The organism is Roseimicrobium gellanilyticum (assembly GCF_003315205.1).
Taxonomy (GTDB): Bacteria; Verrucomicrobiota; Verrucomicrobiia; order Verrucomicrobiales; family Verrucomicrobiaceae; genus Roseimicrobium; species Roseimicrobium gellanilyticum.
Window position 1 is genome coordinate 34,965 of sequence record NZ_QNRR01000022.1, and the last position, 17,376, is coordinate 52,340.

Annotated in this window: 16 protein-coding genes; 11 read left to right on the forward strand and 5 right to left on the reverse strand. The window is 60.1% G+C overall.

From position 1 onward, the window contains the following. Positions 1–12 precede the first annotated feature (12 nt). From DES53_RS31710 to DES53_RS31750, 9 genes are read left to right on the forward strand one after another with little or no spacing between them, the layout of a single operon-like run. Positions 13–981 carry an AAA family ATPase gene (locus tag DES53_RS31710; protein WP_113962361.1) on the forward strand — a complete coding sequence of 323 codons (969 nt, stop codon included), beginning with the start codon at positions 13–15 and terminating at the stop codon, positions 979–981. After that, positions 978–1,913 carry a DUF58 domain-containing protein gene (locus DES53_RS31715; protein WP_211325760.1) on the forward strand — a complete coding sequence of 312 codons (936 nt, stop codon included), beginning with the start codon at positions 978–980 and terminating at the stop codon, positions 1,911–1,913. Before DES53_RS31710 ends, DES53_RS31715 begins: the two co-directional genes overlap by 4 nt. A gap of 24 nt (positions 1,914–1,937) precedes the next feature. Continuing rightward, positions 1,938–2,456: a DUF4381 domain-containing protein gene (locus DES53_RS31720; RefSeq protein WP_113962362.1), complete on the forward strand. Its 519-nt coding sequence runs from the start codon at positions 1,938–1,940 to the stop codon at positions 2,454–2,456. Next, positions 2,453–3,514, forward strand: a complete 1,062-nt coding sequence (locus DES53_RS31725) for a vWA domain-containing protein (RefSeq protein ID WP_113962363.1) — start codon at positions 2,453–2,455, stop codon at positions 3,512–3,514. Before DES53_RS31720 ends, DES53_RS31725 begins: the two co-directional genes overlap by 4 nt. Continuing rightward, entirely contained in the window at positions 3,511–4,440 is a 930-nt protein-coding gene (locus DES53_RS31730) for a VWA domain-containing protein (protein WP_113962364.1), read from the forward strand. The genes DES53_RS31725 and DES53_RS31730 overlap by 4 nt, the downstream gene beginning before the upstream one ends. 13 nt (positions 4,441–4,453) lie before the next feature. Beyond that, positions 4,454–5,143, forward strand: coding sequence for a tetratricopeptide repeat protein (locus tag DES53_RS31735; RefSeq protein ID WP_113962365.1), 690 nt, complete (start codon positions 4,454–4,456; stop codon positions 5,141–5,143). Continuing rightward, positions 5,140–6,207, forward strand: coding sequence for a BatD family protein (locus tag DES53_RS31740; RefSeq protein WP_113962366.1), 1,068 nt, complete (start codon positions 5,140–5,142; stop codon positions 6,205–6,207). The genes DES53_RS31735 and DES53_RS31740 overlap by 4 nt, the downstream gene beginning before the upstream one ends. After that, a complete protein-coding gene (locus DES53_RS31745) occupies positions 6,204–6,659 on the forward strand; it encodes an EF-hand domain-containing protein (protein ID WP_113962367.1) in 456 nt (151 codons plus the stop codon). The genes DES53_RS31740 and DES53_RS31745 overlap by 4 nt, the downstream gene beginning before the upstream one ends. Before the next feature lie 21 nt (positions 6,660–6,680). Continuing rightward, complete coding sequence (locus DES53_RS31750) at positions 6,681–6,965, forward strand: glycine zipper domain-containing protein (protein WP_113962368.1); 285 nt, start codon at positions 6,681–6,683, stop codon at positions 6,963–6,965. 35 nt (positions 6,966–7,000) lie between these two features. Here the strand turns inward: DES53_RS31750 and DES53_RS31755 are convergent, their stop codons facing one another. From DES53_RS31755 to DES53_RS31775, 5 genes are all read right to left on the reverse strand, one after another. Further along, positions 7,001–8,338, reverse strand: coding sequence for a GDSL-type esterase/lipase family protein (locus DES53_RS31755; RefSeq protein WP_113962369.1), 1,338 nt, complete (start codon positions 8,336–8,338; stop codon positions 7,001–7,003). A gap of 20 nt (positions 8,339–8,358) precedes the next feature. After that, the gene (locus DES53_RS31760) at positions 8,359–8,679 is read right to left on the reverse strand and encodes a hypothetical protein (protein WP_113962370.1); all 321 of its coding nucleotides are present in this window, start codon (positions 8,677–8,679) and stop codon (positions 8,359–8,361) included. Between the two features lie 225 nt (positions 8,680–8,904). Next, the gene (locus DES53_RS31765; protein ID WP_113962371.1) at positions 8,905–9,819 is read right to left on the reverse strand and encodes a hydroxypyruvate isomerase family protein; all 915 of its coding nucleotides are present in this window, start codon (positions 9,817–9,819) and stop codon (positions 8,905–8,907) included. A gap of 289 nt (positions 9,820–10,108) precedes the next feature. Beyond that, positions 10,109–10,873, reverse strand: a complete 765-nt coding sequence (locus tag DES53_RS31770) for a L,D-transpeptidase family protein (RefSeq protein ID WP_245958309.1) — start codon at positions 10,871–10,873, stop codon at positions 10,109–10,111. A gap of 724 nt (positions 10,874–11,597) precedes the next feature. Beyond that, entirely contained in the window at positions 11,598–13,973 is a 2,376-nt protein-coding gene (locus DES53_RS31775; protein ID WP_170157579.1) for an FAD-dependent oxidoreductase, read from the reverse strand. Positions 13,974–14,365: 392 nt separating this feature from the next. Here DES53_RS31775 and DES53_RS31780 point away from each other — a divergent pair, with 392 nt between their 5' ends. Beyond that, a complete protein-coding gene (locus DES53_RS31780) occupies positions 14,366–15,625 on the forward strand; it encodes a putative Na+/H+ antiporter (RefSeq protein WP_211325761.1) in 1,260 nt (419 codons plus the stop codon). A 410-nt stretch (positions 15,626–16,035) separates the two neighbouring features. After that, the gene (locus DES53_RS31785) at positions 16,036–17,241 is read left to right on the forward strand and encodes a vWA domain-containing protein (RefSeq protein WP_113962373.1); all 1,206 of its coding nucleotides are present in this window, start codon (positions 16,036–16,038) and stop codon (positions 17,239–17,241) included. Positions 17,242–17,376: the final 135 nt, after the last annotated feature.

Consider the following 17,376-nt stretch of genomic DNA (forward strand, 5'->3'; position numbering starts at 1 on the left):
ATTAACAAGGCCATGAGTACACGCGACCAAATTCTCGAGCTCAAGAAGCGCATCGGCGCATCGGTCATTGGACAGGAGGAGGTGATTGATCAATTGCTCATCGCCCTGCTGGCCAATGGCCATCTCCTCATGGAGGGGTTGCCGGGCCTTGCGAAGACACGAACGATCAAGACCCTTGCCAAGAATCTGGAGAGTGAGTTCTCGCGTATCCAGTTCACGCCGGACCTGCTGCCGAGTGACATCACGGGTACCGAGATCTACACAGGCGAGGCTGGAGGCGGGAAGTTCGTATTCCAGAATGGTCCCATCTTTGGCAACCTCATCCTCGCAGACGAGATCAACCGCGCTCCTGCGAAGGCCCAGGCTGCTTTGTTGGAAGCCATGGAGGAGCGACAAGTCACCGTAGCAGGCACCACCCACAAGCTGCCTGATCTGTTCCTTGTGCTCGCGACCCAGAATCCCATTGAGCAGGAGGGTACCTATCCGCTGCCCGAGGCGCAGATGGACCGTTTCCTTCTGCACGTGTTCGTGGGTTACTCCAATGATGAGGATGAGCGGAAGATTCTGCGGCTGGTGCGCGGTGAAGATGCAGGCACGAAGGAGGCCGATGCCGCCAAAGTGGCGGCTCAGAGTGTCTTTGATGCACGCAAGGAAGTGCTGGCCGTCCAGGTGTCTGACACCGTGGAGAAGTACATGGTGGCCATCATCGCCGCCACACGCCGGCCGGGAGACTTCAAGCAATCGAAGCTGAGTTCCTGGATCAAGGTCGGCGCGAGTCCGCGTGGCACGCTGGCCCTGGACCGTGGAGCACGGGCGAACGCATGGTTGAACGGCCGCGACTCTACGACGCCGGACGATGTGAAGGCCGTGGTGCATGGGTGCCTGCGGCATCGCATCATCCTTTCCTATGAAGCCGAAGCGGAGGGCATCACGAAGGATGCAGTGCTGGATGAGGTGATCAAACAAGTGGCGGTGCCGTGAGTGCGACTTCAGACATCAAGCAACCGGGCGTGTACGCGGACCTCGATGAACTGGTCCGTCTGCAGTTCCGTGCGCGTGGATTCAGCTTCCTGCCGAGGCAGCCGATTCAATCGCTACTCGCAGGCCGCCACGCCTCTCGCCTGCGCGGACGTGGGTTGAATTTTGAAGAAATTCGCCGCTACCAGATGGGCGACGACATCAGGCAGATTGACTGGAAGGTCACGGCACGCACACGGAAGACACACAGTCGGGTGTATACGGAGGAGCGAGAGCGAACCACCTTGCTCGTGGTGGATCAGCGGCTGAGCATGTTCTTTGGCAGCGTGAAGAACATGAAATCCGTCACTGCGGCAGAAGCAGCGGCGCTTGCGGCGTGGCGTGTCATTTCGCAGAAGGACCGGGTGGGCGCGCTGGTTTTCAATGATGCGCACATCGAGGAGGTCCGTCCACAGCGCAGTCGCGCCACGGTGATGCGCATTCTCAATGCGGTGCTGGAGCAGAATCATGCGCTCTCCATCACGAGTGAACAGCAGCCGAATGCGGGCATGTTCAACGAAGCACTGCGTCGCTGCGAGCGCCTGGCCAAGCATGATGCGCTTGTGTGCATCATCAGCGATGCCGCGGGGAGTGATGAGGAGTCGCAACGCATCCTCACTCGCATTGCCCAGCACAATGATGTGCTGTTCGTCTTTGTGCACGATCCCTTGGAAGTGGCACTACCCGATGCAGGTCCGCTCATCTTTGGAGACGCAAGTGGCCAGATGGAAGTGAACACCAGCAGCAAGGCCCTGCGCGAGCGCTATCGGGACACCTTCGCGGAGCACCGTGCCCAAGGCCGCAAGTTCCTGCTGAACCGCGAGACTCCCGTGATTCCCCTGAGTACCACCGAAGGCGTGGCTGAGCAGATCCAGCGGCAGCTGGGAAACCGGTGATGCCATGAATGCCTGACGAACCCCATGCAATCCGATCCCACCAGCCTGGACCGCCTGCACGACATCGTGCCGCCACCCGCCGTGCCGTGGTGGCCGCCCGCGCCTGCGTGGTATTGGGTGCTGGGATTGTTGGGCATTGCTGTGGTAGTCTTTCTGCTTCGTGTCTTCATGCACTGGCAGCGGAATCGCTATCGACGTGAGGCGTTGGCTGAGTTTGCGAAGCACGAGGTGAAGCTGCATGATGCTTCCCAGCGCGGTGGTGCGCTCATCGCCTTGGCGGAATTGTTGAAGCAAACCGCCGTCACAGCTTTCCCACGCGAGGATGTGGCTTCGCTTACAGGAACGTCATGGGACAGTTTCCTGGATCGTACGGTTTCAAAGAAGGCTTTTGTCGAAGGGAACGGTTCCCTGCTGGAGACGGCGGCGTATGACCCGCGCAGCATCTCCAAGGTGGATGAAACCAAGGCACGTGAACTCGCTCGCCAGGTGCGCGACTGGCTGGCGCATCATCAGGTGGATATCTATCAAGGAGGTGCGGCATGACCATCGGACTTGCCTATCCTTGGATGTTGCTTCTGCTGCTCCTGCCACTGCTGGTGGCCTGGCTGTTTCCGCCGCATCGTGAGGAGCGTCAGGGATTGGTGGTGCCGTTTCTCTCGCGGCTGTCCGAGCACACTGGTCAGAAACCCAAGAAAGGTGCGTTGGTGTTGCGCGGTGGATGGATTCGCAAGCTCTCGCTCGTGCTGGGATGGGCCTGCATTGTGGTGGCCCTGGCACGCCCGCAGATCACCGAGCCTCCCGTCACGAGGGATGTGCCTGTGCGCGACATGCTGCTCGCGGTGGACCTCTCCGGATCCATGGAGACGAAGGATTTCAAGAACGCGAAGGGCGAAACGGTGGACCGTCTGACAGCAGTGAAGGAGGTGCTCGATGACTTCCTCTTGCGCCGTAAGGGAGACCGCGTGGGTCTCATCTTGTTCGGGAACGCACCATTTGTGCAGGTTCCCTTTACGGAAGACCTGAATGTGTGCCGCCAGCTTCTTGACGAAGCACAGACGAAGATGGCTGGACCGCAGACCGCTTTCGGCGATGCCCTCGGGCTGGCCATCAATGTCTTTGACCGCAGTACGGTGAAGGAGCGCGTGCTCATCGCGCTCACCGATGGCAATGATACCGCCAGCCAGGTGCCACCTGCGAAGGCTGCCAGCATCGCGAAGGATAAGGGCATCGTCATTCACACGGTGGCCGTGGGCGATCCGCGCGCCGCAGGTGAAGACGCGCTGGATGAGGAGACGCTGAAGAACGTGGCCAGCACCACGGGTGGGCTCTTTTCCCACGCCACCGACCGCAAGCAGTTGGCCGAGATCTATCGCAAGCTGGATAAGTTGGAGACGCGCAAGGCGCAAACCATCAGTCATCGCCCGAGGCGTGATGTGTATTGGTGGCCGCTGGCGGTGGCGTTGGTCCTGTCACTGGTGCAGCAGGTACTGCAGCTGGTGGTGCATCAGGCGCGGGCGAGAGCGCGGGCACGGCGGGAGGCAGCGTTGATGGGTGGTGCCACGATGAACCCCAAAGACCAACCCGAGGAGGTGGCGGCATGATCGGCGAGTTTCATTTCATTCGGCCACTGTGGTTGCTGGCCCTTGTGCCTGCTTGCTTCTTGTGGTGGATGCTGCGCCGTCATGTGGATGCTGCGCAGACGTGGCGGGGCATTGTTGCCCCACACCTGCTGCTGCACCTTCTAAGCGGTCGCGAACATCGGGCGAAATTTCATCCGCTGGATCTCGTCGCGCTTGGCTGGCTGGTGGGCTCGGTCGCGGTCGCCGGTCCCACGTGGAAGCGTGAACCCACTCCGTTCGCAGAGGACACGGCTGCTTTGGCGATTGTGATCAAAGTTACTCCTTCCATGATGACGGAGGATGTGCAGCCCAGCAGGCTCGCCCGTGCGGCGGAGAAGGTACATGACCTCCTGAAGGAGCGTGCCGGCGCGAAGACGAGCCTCATTGCCTACGCAGGTACTGCGCATGTGGTCATGCCACTGACGTCGGATGCAGGCATCATCGATACCTTTGCGCAGGCCCTGGACCCGAAGATCATGCCTGAGGATGGCGACGCCGCTGCCGAAGCGATGAAGCTGGCGGAGCAATCGCTGAAGGATGCGGGCTCCGGTTCCATCTTGTGGATCACGGACAGCATCTCTCCTGAGCAGGCGACACCGCTTGCCACCTGGCACCGATCCTCACCTCTGCCAGTGCGTCTCCTGCCTGCGCTCTATCCCGGCGCGGAACTGGATGCGGTGCGGAGTGCCTCCGGCGCCGTGGGGGCTGACGTGGTGCTCCTCTCACCCGATGACGCGGATGTGCATACGCTGGCACGTTCCGCGAAGTTTGCCGCCGTCCTCTCCGGCGGTGATCCCAGCAGCCGCTGGCAGGAGGCAGGCTACTGGCTCACACCGGTGTTAGCGCTGCTCATGCTGCCCTTCTTCCGTCGTGGGTGGATGGTGCCCACCGCATCTGCTTCCCGCTAGCGATCATTTGCCCATGAGCACTTCTCGTCATCAGCACAAGTCAGGTCCGTGGATCCGCAGGTCCGTCTGGGCGGGACTGGGTATGTTCGTGATCATCTTAATCATCGGCACGGTGCGCGACCCGCACTACTGGATGAAGGCCGACCGTCGTGGCGAGATCCTGATGTACGAGAAGAAGTTTGTCGAGGCTGCGAAGGCCTACGAGGATCCCTGGCACGTGGCGGCGGCGCAGTATCGTAGCGGCGACTTCGAGGCAGCCGCGAAGACCTTCGCACGTGTGCCGGGAGCCCCGGGTGCCTTCAACCAGGGCAACGCCTGGCTCATGCATGGCAAATATGATGCCGCGATCGCCAGCTACGATCGCGCTCTTGGCTTCAAGCCCAAATGGAAGGATGCGGAAGACAACAAGGCGCTCGCTATGGCCCGTAAGAAAAAGATGGAAGACTCCGGCAAGGATCGCGACAAGGAATCCACCGAGGCCTACAAGCCGGACGAGATTGTCTTCGACAACAAGGGCGGGGACAAGCCGCCGGAGAAGCCTCATGACCTGAACGGCGACAAGATGTCCGACGAAGAGCTGCGCGCCTCCTGGCTGCGGCGTGTGCAGACCACGCCGGGAGATTTCCTGAGGGCGAAGTTCGCCTATCAAGCCTCGCAACAAGCGAAGGGAGCCTCTACACCGCCAAAGGAGGGCGCGAAATGATGGCGCACCACTCCTCACGCGTGATGGGTCTCGCCTTCGCGATGCTGCTGGCACTCGTGCCAGGCAGGGAGGTTCATGCGCAGGAAGCCAAGGTGCGTGCCAGCATGACTTCGCAAGATACCGTGTATGTGGGGCAGAAGGTGACCCTGGCTGTGGAACTGCTTGCGCCTGGGTTCTTCGCCAGTGCGCCCGCCTTCGAGCTCCCTGACCCGCAAGGGCTCATGCTCATGCCTCCTGTCGGCAGCCCGGTGATTGGCAGCGAAGAGATTGATGGCGTGAGCTACACGGTGCAGCGCCATGAAGTATCCGTGCTCGCGCAGCATCCGGGTGAGCTCGTCATCCCTCCACTGACCGTGCGCTTCCAGTACAAACGTGCACCATTGGACAAGGACGCCCTGACCGCAAAGGTGAAGACACCCGAGGTGAAGTTCACTGCCACCCAGCCGCCCGGCACTGAGAAGCTGGGCATGATCATCACCGCACGAAATCTGGAGGTGAAGGAGGAATGGCATCCAGACCCGGCGACCGCGAAGCCGAAAGCCGGAGATGCCTTCACGCGGACCATCACCTTCACCGCGCCTGAGGTGCCTGGCATGATGTTCCCACCCTTTCAGGCGGCTGCCGTCGATGGCATTGGCATCTATACCAAGGAGCCCGTGGTGAATGATCACTCCGAGCGAGGGAGCCTCACAGGGCAGCGGACGGATGTCGTCACCTACGCACTGCAGCGCGCAGGCATCTTCACCATTCCTGCTGTGCGCTTCACGTGGTGGGACCTTGAATCCAAGTCTGCACGCACGGTGGACTTCCCTGCGCGGACCCTGACCGTGGCTGCGAATCCTGCGATGCCCGATCCTCATCCCACGGGAGCAGTCGCACCGCAAAGCCACCCCATCAGCCGCAAGACGGAAATCATCGCCGTGGCGCTGCTGCTGGCAATCATTGTCTTGAGCCTGCCGCAGGTGCGAAGAGGCGTCGGGAAGTTCATGGCGCTGTTCCGTCCCGTGCATCTGCAGCCACTCAATCCACGCCCTCGAACCGGGACTTCCGGAGAATCGCTATGAAACTACCGCTGACATGGCTGGCTTTGTTGCTGGCAACCATCGTGCTGCTGCCCGCGTGCAGCAGCGTCAGAACTTCGACTGAGAGTGACAGGGATCTGTTCCTTGAGGCCGACAAGAACAAGGACGGTCAACTCACGCTGGCAGAAGTGAATGCCATGGGGTTGCCGCGAGTCTTCAACCACTTTGACAAGAACCGTGATGGCACGGTGACCATGGAGGAAGCACGCGCTGTAGATCCTGACTTCGAGGAACATCACTTTTCCGAACGTGACCTCAATCGCGACGGCAAAGTCTCCTTTGAGGAATACATCCAGGTGGCGAAGAAGCGAGGAGGATTGAAGAAGCACTTCGCCGTGGTGGATGCCAATAGCGATGGTGCCATCAATCAGGCGGAGGCGAATGCCTACGTGGAGAAGCTGGAAGCCGAGACCACGGCGAATGTCACCGAGTGATCCCCTTTCATTTTTACTGCCATGAAGACAAGCACATGGATCCGGCTCCTGGGAGCCCTGTTGATTCTCATCGAATGCGTGAGTTGTGTGGCGCCGCACCCGAGTCCGGTGGTGCGGGGTCGTCGTCGCGGTGGCGTGGCTGGCGCCGCCATCGGGGGTGCAGTGAATGGATGGGAAGGCGCCGCTGCGGGCGCGCTCATTGGCGGCACCGTGGGTGGCATGACTGGCAGGGCACGGAGGTCCTACTACACAGGCACGCCCTATTATGCGCCAGCACGGAGTCCGTATGGCATGGGGTACTACTGATGTACGGCGCGTCATCAGGAGCCGCCCACCCACGTTCACTTCATCATCTGCTCCACCCAAGGCCTCAGCTCTTCCGCGAGGATGGCGTAGCCTTGGGCTGTGAGGTGCACATTGTCCGGTGCGTAAGCTCCCGGGACCAGTGTTCCGTTGCGAGTCAGGAATCGCGGAAAGAGATCGAGGAAGCGAACTTCTGCACCATTTCCAATCCCGGCAGCCTCAGTATTCACTTGGGCAATGCGGACCCGGTCGAGTCCCATGGGGTCGGCTCCCGAGGGTGGTAAGCCGAGGATGAGCACCTTGGACTGCGGAAGCTTCGCCCGAAGCTTGTCCACAATCGTGCGGATGCCCGTGACAATGTCCGTCGAGGTGTTCTTCCCATCCCACAGGTTGTTCATGCCGATCATGAGCACCACCACCTTGGGCGAGATACCTTCCAGTTCACCGTTTTCGATGCGCCAGAGCACATTGCCCGTTTTGTCGCCGCCGAGGCCGAAGTTCGCCGCCTTGAAGGGAGCGAAGTGCTTTTCCCACGGGTCCTCACCTGTGGTGCTCCAGCCCTGGGTGATGGAGTCGCCGAGGAAGAGGACATCAATGCCGCCCTGCCTGGCACGTCTCACAAAGGACTCGTGAAAGGCCTGCCATGCATGGGGCTGCTCCGGGTAGTAGCCAGGCACCGCTGTGGTGGGCACCTTCGTCACGTCACCGGGCTCCTTCGGAGATTTCGGCGCGGACACCACATTGAGGGCTGCGATTTCTTTGACGGAACTCTCCGGGGTGACGGTGATGGCTACATCATCCAGCCACGCACGGCTCTTTCCTTCCAGATACAGGGAGAGGGCCACACGGGTCGCTTGTGGGGGCACATCGATTTCGGCCTGGGCCTGCTGCCAGTCCTGAAACTTCTCCACATGAGCAATGGGAACGAGCTCGCTGAAGCCATGCTTGTCGTCGAAGAAATGGGCCGCAAAGGTCGCCTTCGCGTCCACACCGGTCCTCAACCAACCACTGACTTTGATCTTCAGCGGCCCGGGTGGGGTGATTGGGGCCTTCGCCTCGGAGGGTGTTGCGGACGAGACGACCGCCGGGTTGGCCTCTTTCGGTGGTTCGCGCAGCAAAATCATCTGGTGGATGCAGCCCCGGCCATTGTCGGTCATCGCGCTGCGGTCCACCACCATGCTGGCTTTCCCCCCGTGGTACCACAACGTGTCCTTCCTGACCTCACACTGGCCGAACTTGCCTATCCAGCCTGCAGGTACGGAATCGCCTTCCTCCATGTCCCCATTGCGCAGCAGGATTCCGGGCTCCTTGGCGAGGCTGGGGACTGCGAGCAAGCCCGCGATCAGGGTCGTGCTGAGCTGGAGCAGGACCTTCATAAGGGGTGGAGAAAAGGAAATCAGTTGGCCGGAGCCGGAGTATCCGGGGCGCTAGGAATGGCCTTGGCCGACCGGTCCGGCAGCACCAGGAGGATGGCCAGGCCAATGAAGCTTAGGAAGCCCAGCAGGGACGTCCACTTGGGAAGTCGTTTCGCGGCCACCAAGTGCGTGCATCCCCAAGCGAAGATCACATACCCCATGATTTCCGCAACGGCCCCGCCGTAGTACGGCAGGTCAGGCTTGCGGGTCACATCCTTCATGAAGTCCCCGAGGATCTGAAAGAAGATCCCAAAGGCCAGGCCTTGGGCAAATCCAGTCTTCTGTTCGGGGGTCATCGCCATGCTGCGTCCACCCTGCCCACGACCAGCGCGAGTGCAAGGGGGAAACGTGGGAAGCAAGGATGGATGGAAGAGCGGAGGCGTGGGGAAGCCCGGAGGGCCTGCGAATACCCCTGCCGTGCATGGATACCCGCTGGGCTGACGGGTACACGAGGCGGGGACAGGAATGTCCCAGATCCCGAGCCTCCATGAGCCCCCGGTACTTTCGCTGCTCCACCAGCGCTGGCCTCAGACATCACAAATACCCACGGCCTGCTTCAGCGAGGCGAGGGCGTCGGGACGTGCAGGGATGAACTCCTGCGCGACATGGCCTTTGTAACCGGTATCCACAATCGCCTTCATGATCGCGGGATAGTAGAGCTCCTGCGTCTCATCGATTTCATGACGTCCTGGCACGCCACCGGTGTGGTAGTGGGCGAAGTATTGATTGTCCCGCTTGATGGTGGCAATCACATCGCCCTCCATGATCTGCATGTGGTAGATGTCGTAGAGCAGCTTGAAGTTCGGCGAGCCGAGTTGCTTGCAGAGTTCCACGCCCCACGCGCTCTTGTCGCACATGTAGTCCTTGTGGTTCACCTTGCTGTTGAGCAGTTCCATCACCAGGGTGATGCCGTGTTTCTCCGCGATGGGGAGAACCTTCTTGAGACCTGCGACACAGTTCTTGATGCCGGTCTCCTCATCCATGCCATTGCGATTGCCGGAGAAGCAGATCACATGCTTCGCGCCGAAGTCCGCGCTGGCCTTCAGATGCGGTTCATACGCTTTCACGAGCAGGTCGTGGTACGCGGGATTGTTGAAGCCATGGGGAATGCTGCCCACCTTTTCGCCGCCGGGGCCCTCGATGGTGGGGAAGCTGATCATGGCGCTCGTGAGACCATGCTTCTTCAGCGTGTCGAAGTCCGGCGGGTCCACGAGATCGATCGAGGTAAGCCCCATCTCCTTGCCCGCGCGGCAGAGGTCATCGAGCGCCACTTTGGGATAGCACCACTTGCACGCGGAGTGGTTGATGTGGCCCTTCAATCCGGAAGCGGCATCTGCAGCTTCGAGACGGTGGAAGAGACCGGCGGCCATGGCTGCAGTGGCGCTTGCCGTAGCCGTGGCGGTCTGGAGGAAAGTACGGCGGGGAATGGGGGAGGTGCTCATGGTAAAAATGGAAACTTGGCGCCATGATGGCGGAAGATGGACGGAATGGGCAAGGGAAAGTAGTCCGCCGAGCCTCGGCGGTGTGGGTGTGAGGGCGCTACGTCCATGCAGATAAAAACCACCCACCACAAACTTCAGTCTCCGAAGTTCCTCTGCGTCTCCGTGTCTCTGTGTTGAATCCAATGCAGCCTGCCCGCGCTCTCCTAGGAGCAAGCCGCACATCGGCAGTTATCTTGCTAGGGAATGCGTATGCGGCACTCCCACCCGCCGAGGCTCGGCGGACTACTTTCTACTCCATCACCACATACCGCTTCTCGGTGGCATCCACTTTCACCTTGGGCAGCGTCTTCTTCTCTTCAAACTTCACCCACGCCTCGCGCAGGTCCTTCCAGAAGCCGAGCCACTCAGACTCGTCTGTCTCCGCCTGCAGCATGCGCTCCTCCGTCATGCGGAAGGGATACACATGCACGGGCACTTCCTTCTGGCCTGCGTGGATGGCAGACTCTACGATCAGGTAGATTTCCTCAATCACCGGATCCGTCATGGCAAAGCAGCCGAGGCTCACCTGATTCCCATGCACCATGAGGAAGGCGCCGGTGCGGCCATGGGCGCGGTCGAACTCATTCGGATAGCCGATGTTGAACGAGAGGTGGTACTTGCTCGCGGGATTCAAGAGGCCGGCGTTGGTGCTGTAAAATCCCTCGGGTGCCTGGAAATCGCCTTCCTTCTGCTTCGGGCCGAGCTGCCCGGACATCGCGACCACGGGCCACTTCTTCCACATCTTGTATTCCGTGGCCCCCTTGGGTTTCATCCACAACTCGAGCTCACGCTCCTCCTTCACGATACGGATGAAGGCGGGATTCCCCAGCGCCAGGCCGTCGGTGGCGAGCTGGGTCTTCAGTGTGGGAGACACCCGTTCGCGCACTTCCGTGATGCGGGGATTCTGCATGGTCTTGTAAACCGCAGCCACCACGCCACTGCAAGCGATGAGGACGAAGAATCCCAGCCAGAGGTATTGAAGCGAGCGCGGAATGGGTGAGACCGAAGGCGGCATGGAGGAAAAATATCAACCGCGTTCGCGGTGTCCATGGGGAGGTGGTTTACAAAAGGAACGGGGGGAGAGTGTTAGGAAGTCGCTGCGCCGGCTTCCAAAGTTGGTGGGCAGAGGGGCAGAGGAGGGCTTCCTATGCTTCAGCACTCCCAATTGCGTTACCTATGAGTCATGCACACGCATCAACCACGGAAACGCGTAGTATGTGCGCCACTACGTGCATTCCAGACTTTTGGAGTTCAGCCAAGTCATCGGGGGGATCAGGGAAGTCCCCAAATTCGAAACCAGTTTCACCTTGGCTCGAGACTGCATGAATTCCATGACTGATAACCGCTATCGACATCTGCCGCGGCCGTCGGATGCAATACGTTTCGATAGCCTCGAACCTCAACGTAACATGCTTCCACTTATTTGTAGCAAGCTCGCGTGATTCTAAGACGAATTGAATCCATCCACCTGTATCGGCTGGATTCAGCTCAATACTTCTGATCACAGTGTCAGAAAAGTCCCCGTACTGTGAACTGAGAGTGTTCCACACTATTGGTGTGCCGTGAAGGTAGCAATTCACTGTCGTAGAGGGGTGTGTGGCTGGACTCCGGGTGGGAGCCGTGCCCAACCTGGTGGTTTGTCTCTAGTACAATGAGACGCTCTATGAACAAGGAACAAAAAAACGGGAGCCCTCGCGGACTCCCGTTTTCCAAGTTGTGATATTCTCCGCGAGCTGGCCTTACTTCACCGGCAGCACCTGCACGCAGTCGAGGTGCACATTGCCCTTCGCGCCATCGACACGGAAGGTCACGGCAGCTTCAGCACCGGCTTCGAACTTGAACTTGCCCAGCGAGTGGAAGCCTTGCTTCAGCTCAGCGGGTTTGCTCTGGTCGACCGTGAAGTCCTTCTGGCCATCCGCACTGAGCACGCTCACCGGGACGGTGGTGCCGCGGTTCTTGTGCGGCTGCCAGGCGATGCGCACTTCATAGGTGCCGGTTTCCTTTACGCTGAAGGGGAAGCGAGCGCTCGAGCCTGCCGTACCCGTGTACTGGTAGCCCTTGTCCACATAGGGCTTGAGACCTTCGCCCTTGCTCCAGCTGCCAGTGAGCTCAGCTTCTTCGTCATCGATGACCAGGCCTTCGAGCTTCTTGGACTCAATGTGCTCCTGCACAATCTCCGGCAGCTTCGCCGCGTTGGCGGGCATGTAGAGCTGGCCTTCGATGCTGTCGCGACGCATGGCGCCGGGCTTGGTCATGAGGTCCTTGAGGTTGTCGAGGTACTGCTCATACACCCCACGCGGGGTGGTCTGGTGGCGCACGGTGAGGTAGGCGGCCTTGCCCACCACTTCACCCATCATGCCGCAGGTGCGCATCACGCGGATGGTGCCCAGTGCATTGTGGTCCACGGAGATGTTGCGGCCTGCCATGAAGAGGTTCTCAATGTTCTTCGAGTAGAAGGAGCGGTAGGGAATGGGGTAGCCATTCTTGCGATCCACGCCCTTGCCGAAGGCGGCGCGGGAGATGAAGGGATTGTCCTTGTACTTGGTCATGTACTGCTCCTTCGGGTAGTGCAGGTCGATGTCCCACGTGGTGGGCACGCAACCATCCGGGAACTGCTTGCCGCTCACGATGTCGTTTTCATTCAGCACCACGTCACCAATGAGCAGGCGGGACTCGCGCGTGCCGCCGATGTAGGCCACCCACTGGAAGGCGTGGTTCGCATACTTGCCCGGGTCCTTCTTGCGGAGACCGGAGAAGGCGCCGAAAAGCGCGCGCAGGTTCCAGTCACGCACGAGTTCGAGCTCCTCGATGGGATGCTTGTCAAAGCCGCTCTCCCAGAACCACTCGCCGTGGAGGAAGTCAGACACATTGAAGTGGCTGAGATCGGGAGCGGGCTTGTTCGCGCCAATGACATTGTTCTTCAAAGGCTTGAAGACCTTGGGTGTCGGGAAGTCCTTGTCGGGCTCCAGATCGAGCGCCCAAGGGGTCTCGGGCCAATCCTGTGCCTTGTCCGTCTTGGACACCACCCACATGTTGCTCATGCCGAGGTGACCCTTTTCCAGCATGGTGTAGGTGGCATTGGCCAGCGCACCCAGGTTGCCGTGACCCGTGCAGTCCACGAAGAACTTGCCGCGGATGTTCTTCTCCTCACCCGTCTTCACGTTCAGAGCGATGGCGCCGGAGATCTTCTTCTCCTTGCCCTTCGCCATCTCCACCTTCCACACATGGTTGTTCAGGTAGAGGTCGATGTTCTTTTCATCGCGCACGACCTGTTCCTTCAGCTTGTCGCCGTACTCTTCCACGAAGCCGGGGCTGTTGCTGGCGCGGTCGGTGAATTCTTCCACGATTTCGCCGAGGTGCGGATACAGGCCGCGGCGGGTGCCGCCCTGCGCCCAGACCTGCACTTCGCTGGAGCCGTTGCCACCCAGCACGGGGCGATTCTGGATGAGTGCGACGGAGAGACCCTGGCGGGCACCGCTGATGGCAGCGCCCATGCCAGCGTAGCCACCACCCACGACCACGAGATCGTATTCCTTCGTCACAGGCGCTTCATCGGGAAGGCCGAGGCTCTTGTGGCGGAAGGAGGCGAGTTCCTTCTTTTCCGCAGGCGGGGTGAACTTCAGGTCGTTCGTGAAGAGGATGGCATCCACGCGGCCGTTGAAGCCGGTCTGGTCATGAATGGCCAGCTTCGTGTCACCGGCGGGGAGCTGCACTTCGCCACCATCTTCCCAGAGCCAGTCCTTACCCTGCGTGCCGAAGTCCTTGCTGAGTGCCTTGCCATTCACGGAGACCTGGAAGCGTCCGGGGGCTCCGGGGGCATCCCAGGGACCTACCCAATTCTTCGTGCGGACCCACACGCGGTACTTTCCAGCGGTGGCGTTCTTCACGGTGGTGGAGGCATCCTTCACCGGCTTGCCCAGGCCATGAGCCATGAGGTAGGGCGAGCCCATGATATCGATGAACTGCGTGTCGAGCACCCAGCCGCCTTGATCCTGGAAGGACTCAGCTTCCACGAACAGATTGGCCGGGGCCGCGTGTGCCAGCGGCGCCGCGGCACCGAACGCGCCGGCCGTGGCCGCCGCGAGGCAGAGGGTGAGGAGAGGGTGCTTCTTCATGATCATCTAAACTACTAGAGCGGAAAAACGCGATGGGTGTAAAGGCTACAGTCCCGTCCCGGTCATCTTGGACAAGCAAATTTTAGGAACCGGAAACGCCCGGTGGGTAGAAGGCAACGAGGGCGGGAGTGGCGATTTAGCAGGCTACGATCGGGTCCCATTATTTAGCGAGTGGGTGGTATTTTGGGGCTGGAAGGGCTCCCAGAAGGAAATGCGCAACGCAGGATCATTCCCACCTGCATTGACACTCCTGCACCCTTCGCTAACCTCGGCATGTCCAAACAAAAGGGTTCCGCGATGCCTTCAGCGTCACGGGAGTGTCACACATCGATGGTAGGGTCGCCATCGTCTCCAAACACACTCAGACGATCTCGCCGATGAACCCTGCCCCCATGGAAATCCTCGCCACCGTGCTTTTTGCGGTGGCCGTGTTGCATACCTTTTGCGTCCAACGCTTTGCCCACTGGGCGCACCAGTATCCGAAGGGATCCATCCAGGAGAACCTGCTGCATTTCCTCGCCGAAACGGAGGTGGTGTTTGGTTTGTGGGCGGCGACCCTATTTGCGGGCATCGTGGCGCTGAAGCAGTCCGTGCATGACGCGGTGGTTTACATCGAAAGCCTGAACTACACCGAGCCGAAGTTCGTCCTGGTGGTCATGGTGGTGGCAGCCACGCGGCCCGTGGTGCGGCTTGCGGAGAGCATGATTTCCGCCGTGGCGCGGCTGCTGCCCTTCAAGGAAGCGATGGCCTTCTACGTGGCAGCACTCACCGTGGGCTCCTTGCTCGGTTCCTTCATCACCGAGCCCGCAGCCATGACCCTGCTCGCGCTGGTGTTGAAGCGGCGCTATTTCGACCACGGCATCACGCGGAAGTTCGCCTATGCCTCACTCGGCCTGTTGTTTGTGAATGTGTCCATCGGCGGCACGCTCACGCATTTCGCCGCCCCACCCGTGCTCATGGTCGCGGCGAAGTGGCAATGGGACACTGCCTACATGTTCACCCACTTCGGCTGGCGCGCCGCGCTGAGTTGCGTGGCCTCCACCGCGCTGGTGGCCTGGTATTTCCGGAAGGAATTGAATGCACTGGAGGTGCAGGCGCACAAGGCACAGCCCATTCCCGCGTGGCTCACCACCATGCACGTGCTCTTCCTCGCGGCAGTAGTGGGCTTCGCGCATCACCCGGATGTGTTCTTCGGCGTGTTCATGCTCTTCCTCGGACTCGTGACCGCCACGCGGGAATATCAAGACGGACTCAAGCTCCGCGAAGGTCTGCTGGTAGGGTTCTTCCTCGCGGGCCTCGTCACGCTCGGTTCGCTACAGGCCTATTGGCTGAAACCACTTATCGAAAGCCTCGATGGCGCCACGCTCTTCTTCGGTGCCACGGGATTGACGGCCATCACGGACAATGCCGCGCTCACCTACTTGGGCTCGCTGGTGGAGGGAATCGATGATTCCTTAAAGTATGCCCTTGTCGCGGGTGCTGTCACCGGCGGTGGACTCACAGTTATCGCCAATGCACCCAATCCCGCTGGTGTGGGCATTCTGCAAAAAGCGAAGGCGTTCGGTGATGAAGGCATCAGTCCGCTGGGTTTGTTCCTGGGTGCGTTACCGCCCACGGCGATTGCGATGGTGTTTTTCTGGTTTGTGGCGTGATACACCGTCATGGTGTGTGTGTGCACTTCAGAGGATGCGACGTCCCGCTTTACGCGTGAGCGTCAGTTAACGATCTGGAAACTGTGCCGAAGGCCTTGGACTGCGCGCAGCCCTGCTGCCGCTTTCCTGAGTCCACAGCCCTGCTGTGGCGATGGCGATACTTGCTCGTAACGTGATACGTGCTGGAGACTTGGCGACTTCGTCGCGGTGAAGTGTGCAGCAGGCTGCACTTTAGGAAAGCGGCAGCAGGCTGCGCGCAGTCCAAGGACGCTGCGCGTCACAGCGTCCGGATCATTCGTGGGTATCCCACCTCTCTATGATGTCGCCGCTCCTTGGGTGCTCTTCCGCGGCCTCCCATTTTACCCACCCTTTACAGACGACCCACACGGCAGGCTTACGCTGGGGTTGTCATGAAACCCATACCCAAAATTTTCAACACTCTCATCTTGGGCGGCACGACTATGTTCGCTTTTGCCATGGTGAACTCTCGTGCAGAGGAGGTCGTGGTCGACAAGCCCAAGAACCCGCTGACCACCAAGATTGAAATCGAAGTGGTCGTCGACCAGAAGGAGACGCCGGTACAGATCGCCCTCCTCCTGGATACCAGCAACAGCATGGACGGCCTCATCGAGCAGGCGAAGACGCAGCTCTGGAAGATTGTGAACGAATTCAAGGACGCGAAGCAGGGAGACAAGATTCCCGTGGTGCACGTCGCGCTCTATGAATACGGGAACAACAACCTGAGCGCAGGCACGAACTTCGTGCGGCAGATCCTGCCTTTCACCCGCGACCTGGACAAGGTGTCCGACGAACTCTTCAAGCTCACCACCAATGGTGGCAGCGAGTACTGCGGTGCGGTGATTCGCGAGGCCATCGACAATCTCGCTTGGGACAAATCTCCCAACGTGTACAAGGCCATCTTCATCGCGGGCAACGAGCCCTTCACGCAGGGGCCCGTGAGCGCGGACAAGACCTGTGGCAGCGCGATCGCGAAGGGAATCGTGGTGAATACCATCCACTGCGGCAGCGAGACGGATGGCGCCAATGGCGGCTGGAGAAGGGGCGCACACCTTGCGGAAGGCAAGTTCCTCACCATCGATCAGGACAAGGCCGTCGTTCATGTGAAGGCTCCGCAGGATGAAGAAATCACCAAGCTCAGCATTGAGCTGAACAACACCTACATCATCTACGGAGCCAGGGGCAAGGAAGGCAAGGACAACCAGGTGCGCCAGGATAATAATGCCAGCACGAAGGCCTCCGCCGGAGCCTCTGTGGAGCGTGCTGTTTCCAAAGCCTCAGCCAATTATTACAACGGAGGCTGGGATCTGGTAGACGGCTGCAAGAAGGGCGACGTGAAGCTGGAATCCGTGAAGGAAGCGGATCTCCCGGAGGAGATGAAGAAAATGAAACCCGAAGAACGCGCCGCCTATATCGAACAGAAATGCGCAGAACGCGAGAAACTGCAGGTGCGCATCCGCGAGTTGAACAAGGAACGCCAGGGCTACGTGGCCACCCAGCAGAAGGAAAAAGGCGAAGGCAAGACGCTGGATACCGCGATTGGCAACGCCGTGCGCGAGCAGGCTTCGACCCGTGCGGAGATCACGTTCAACAAGTAAGTGGTGTCTCCATGGTGGTCCGCCCACTCCGTGTGCGGTCAGTGGGTGAATTGCGAATAGCGGGTGGCACGTCCCAAGACGTCGCCACCCGCAGTCGTTTTGGGGAATGTTGAATGGAGGTGAAGGTGAGGTGGG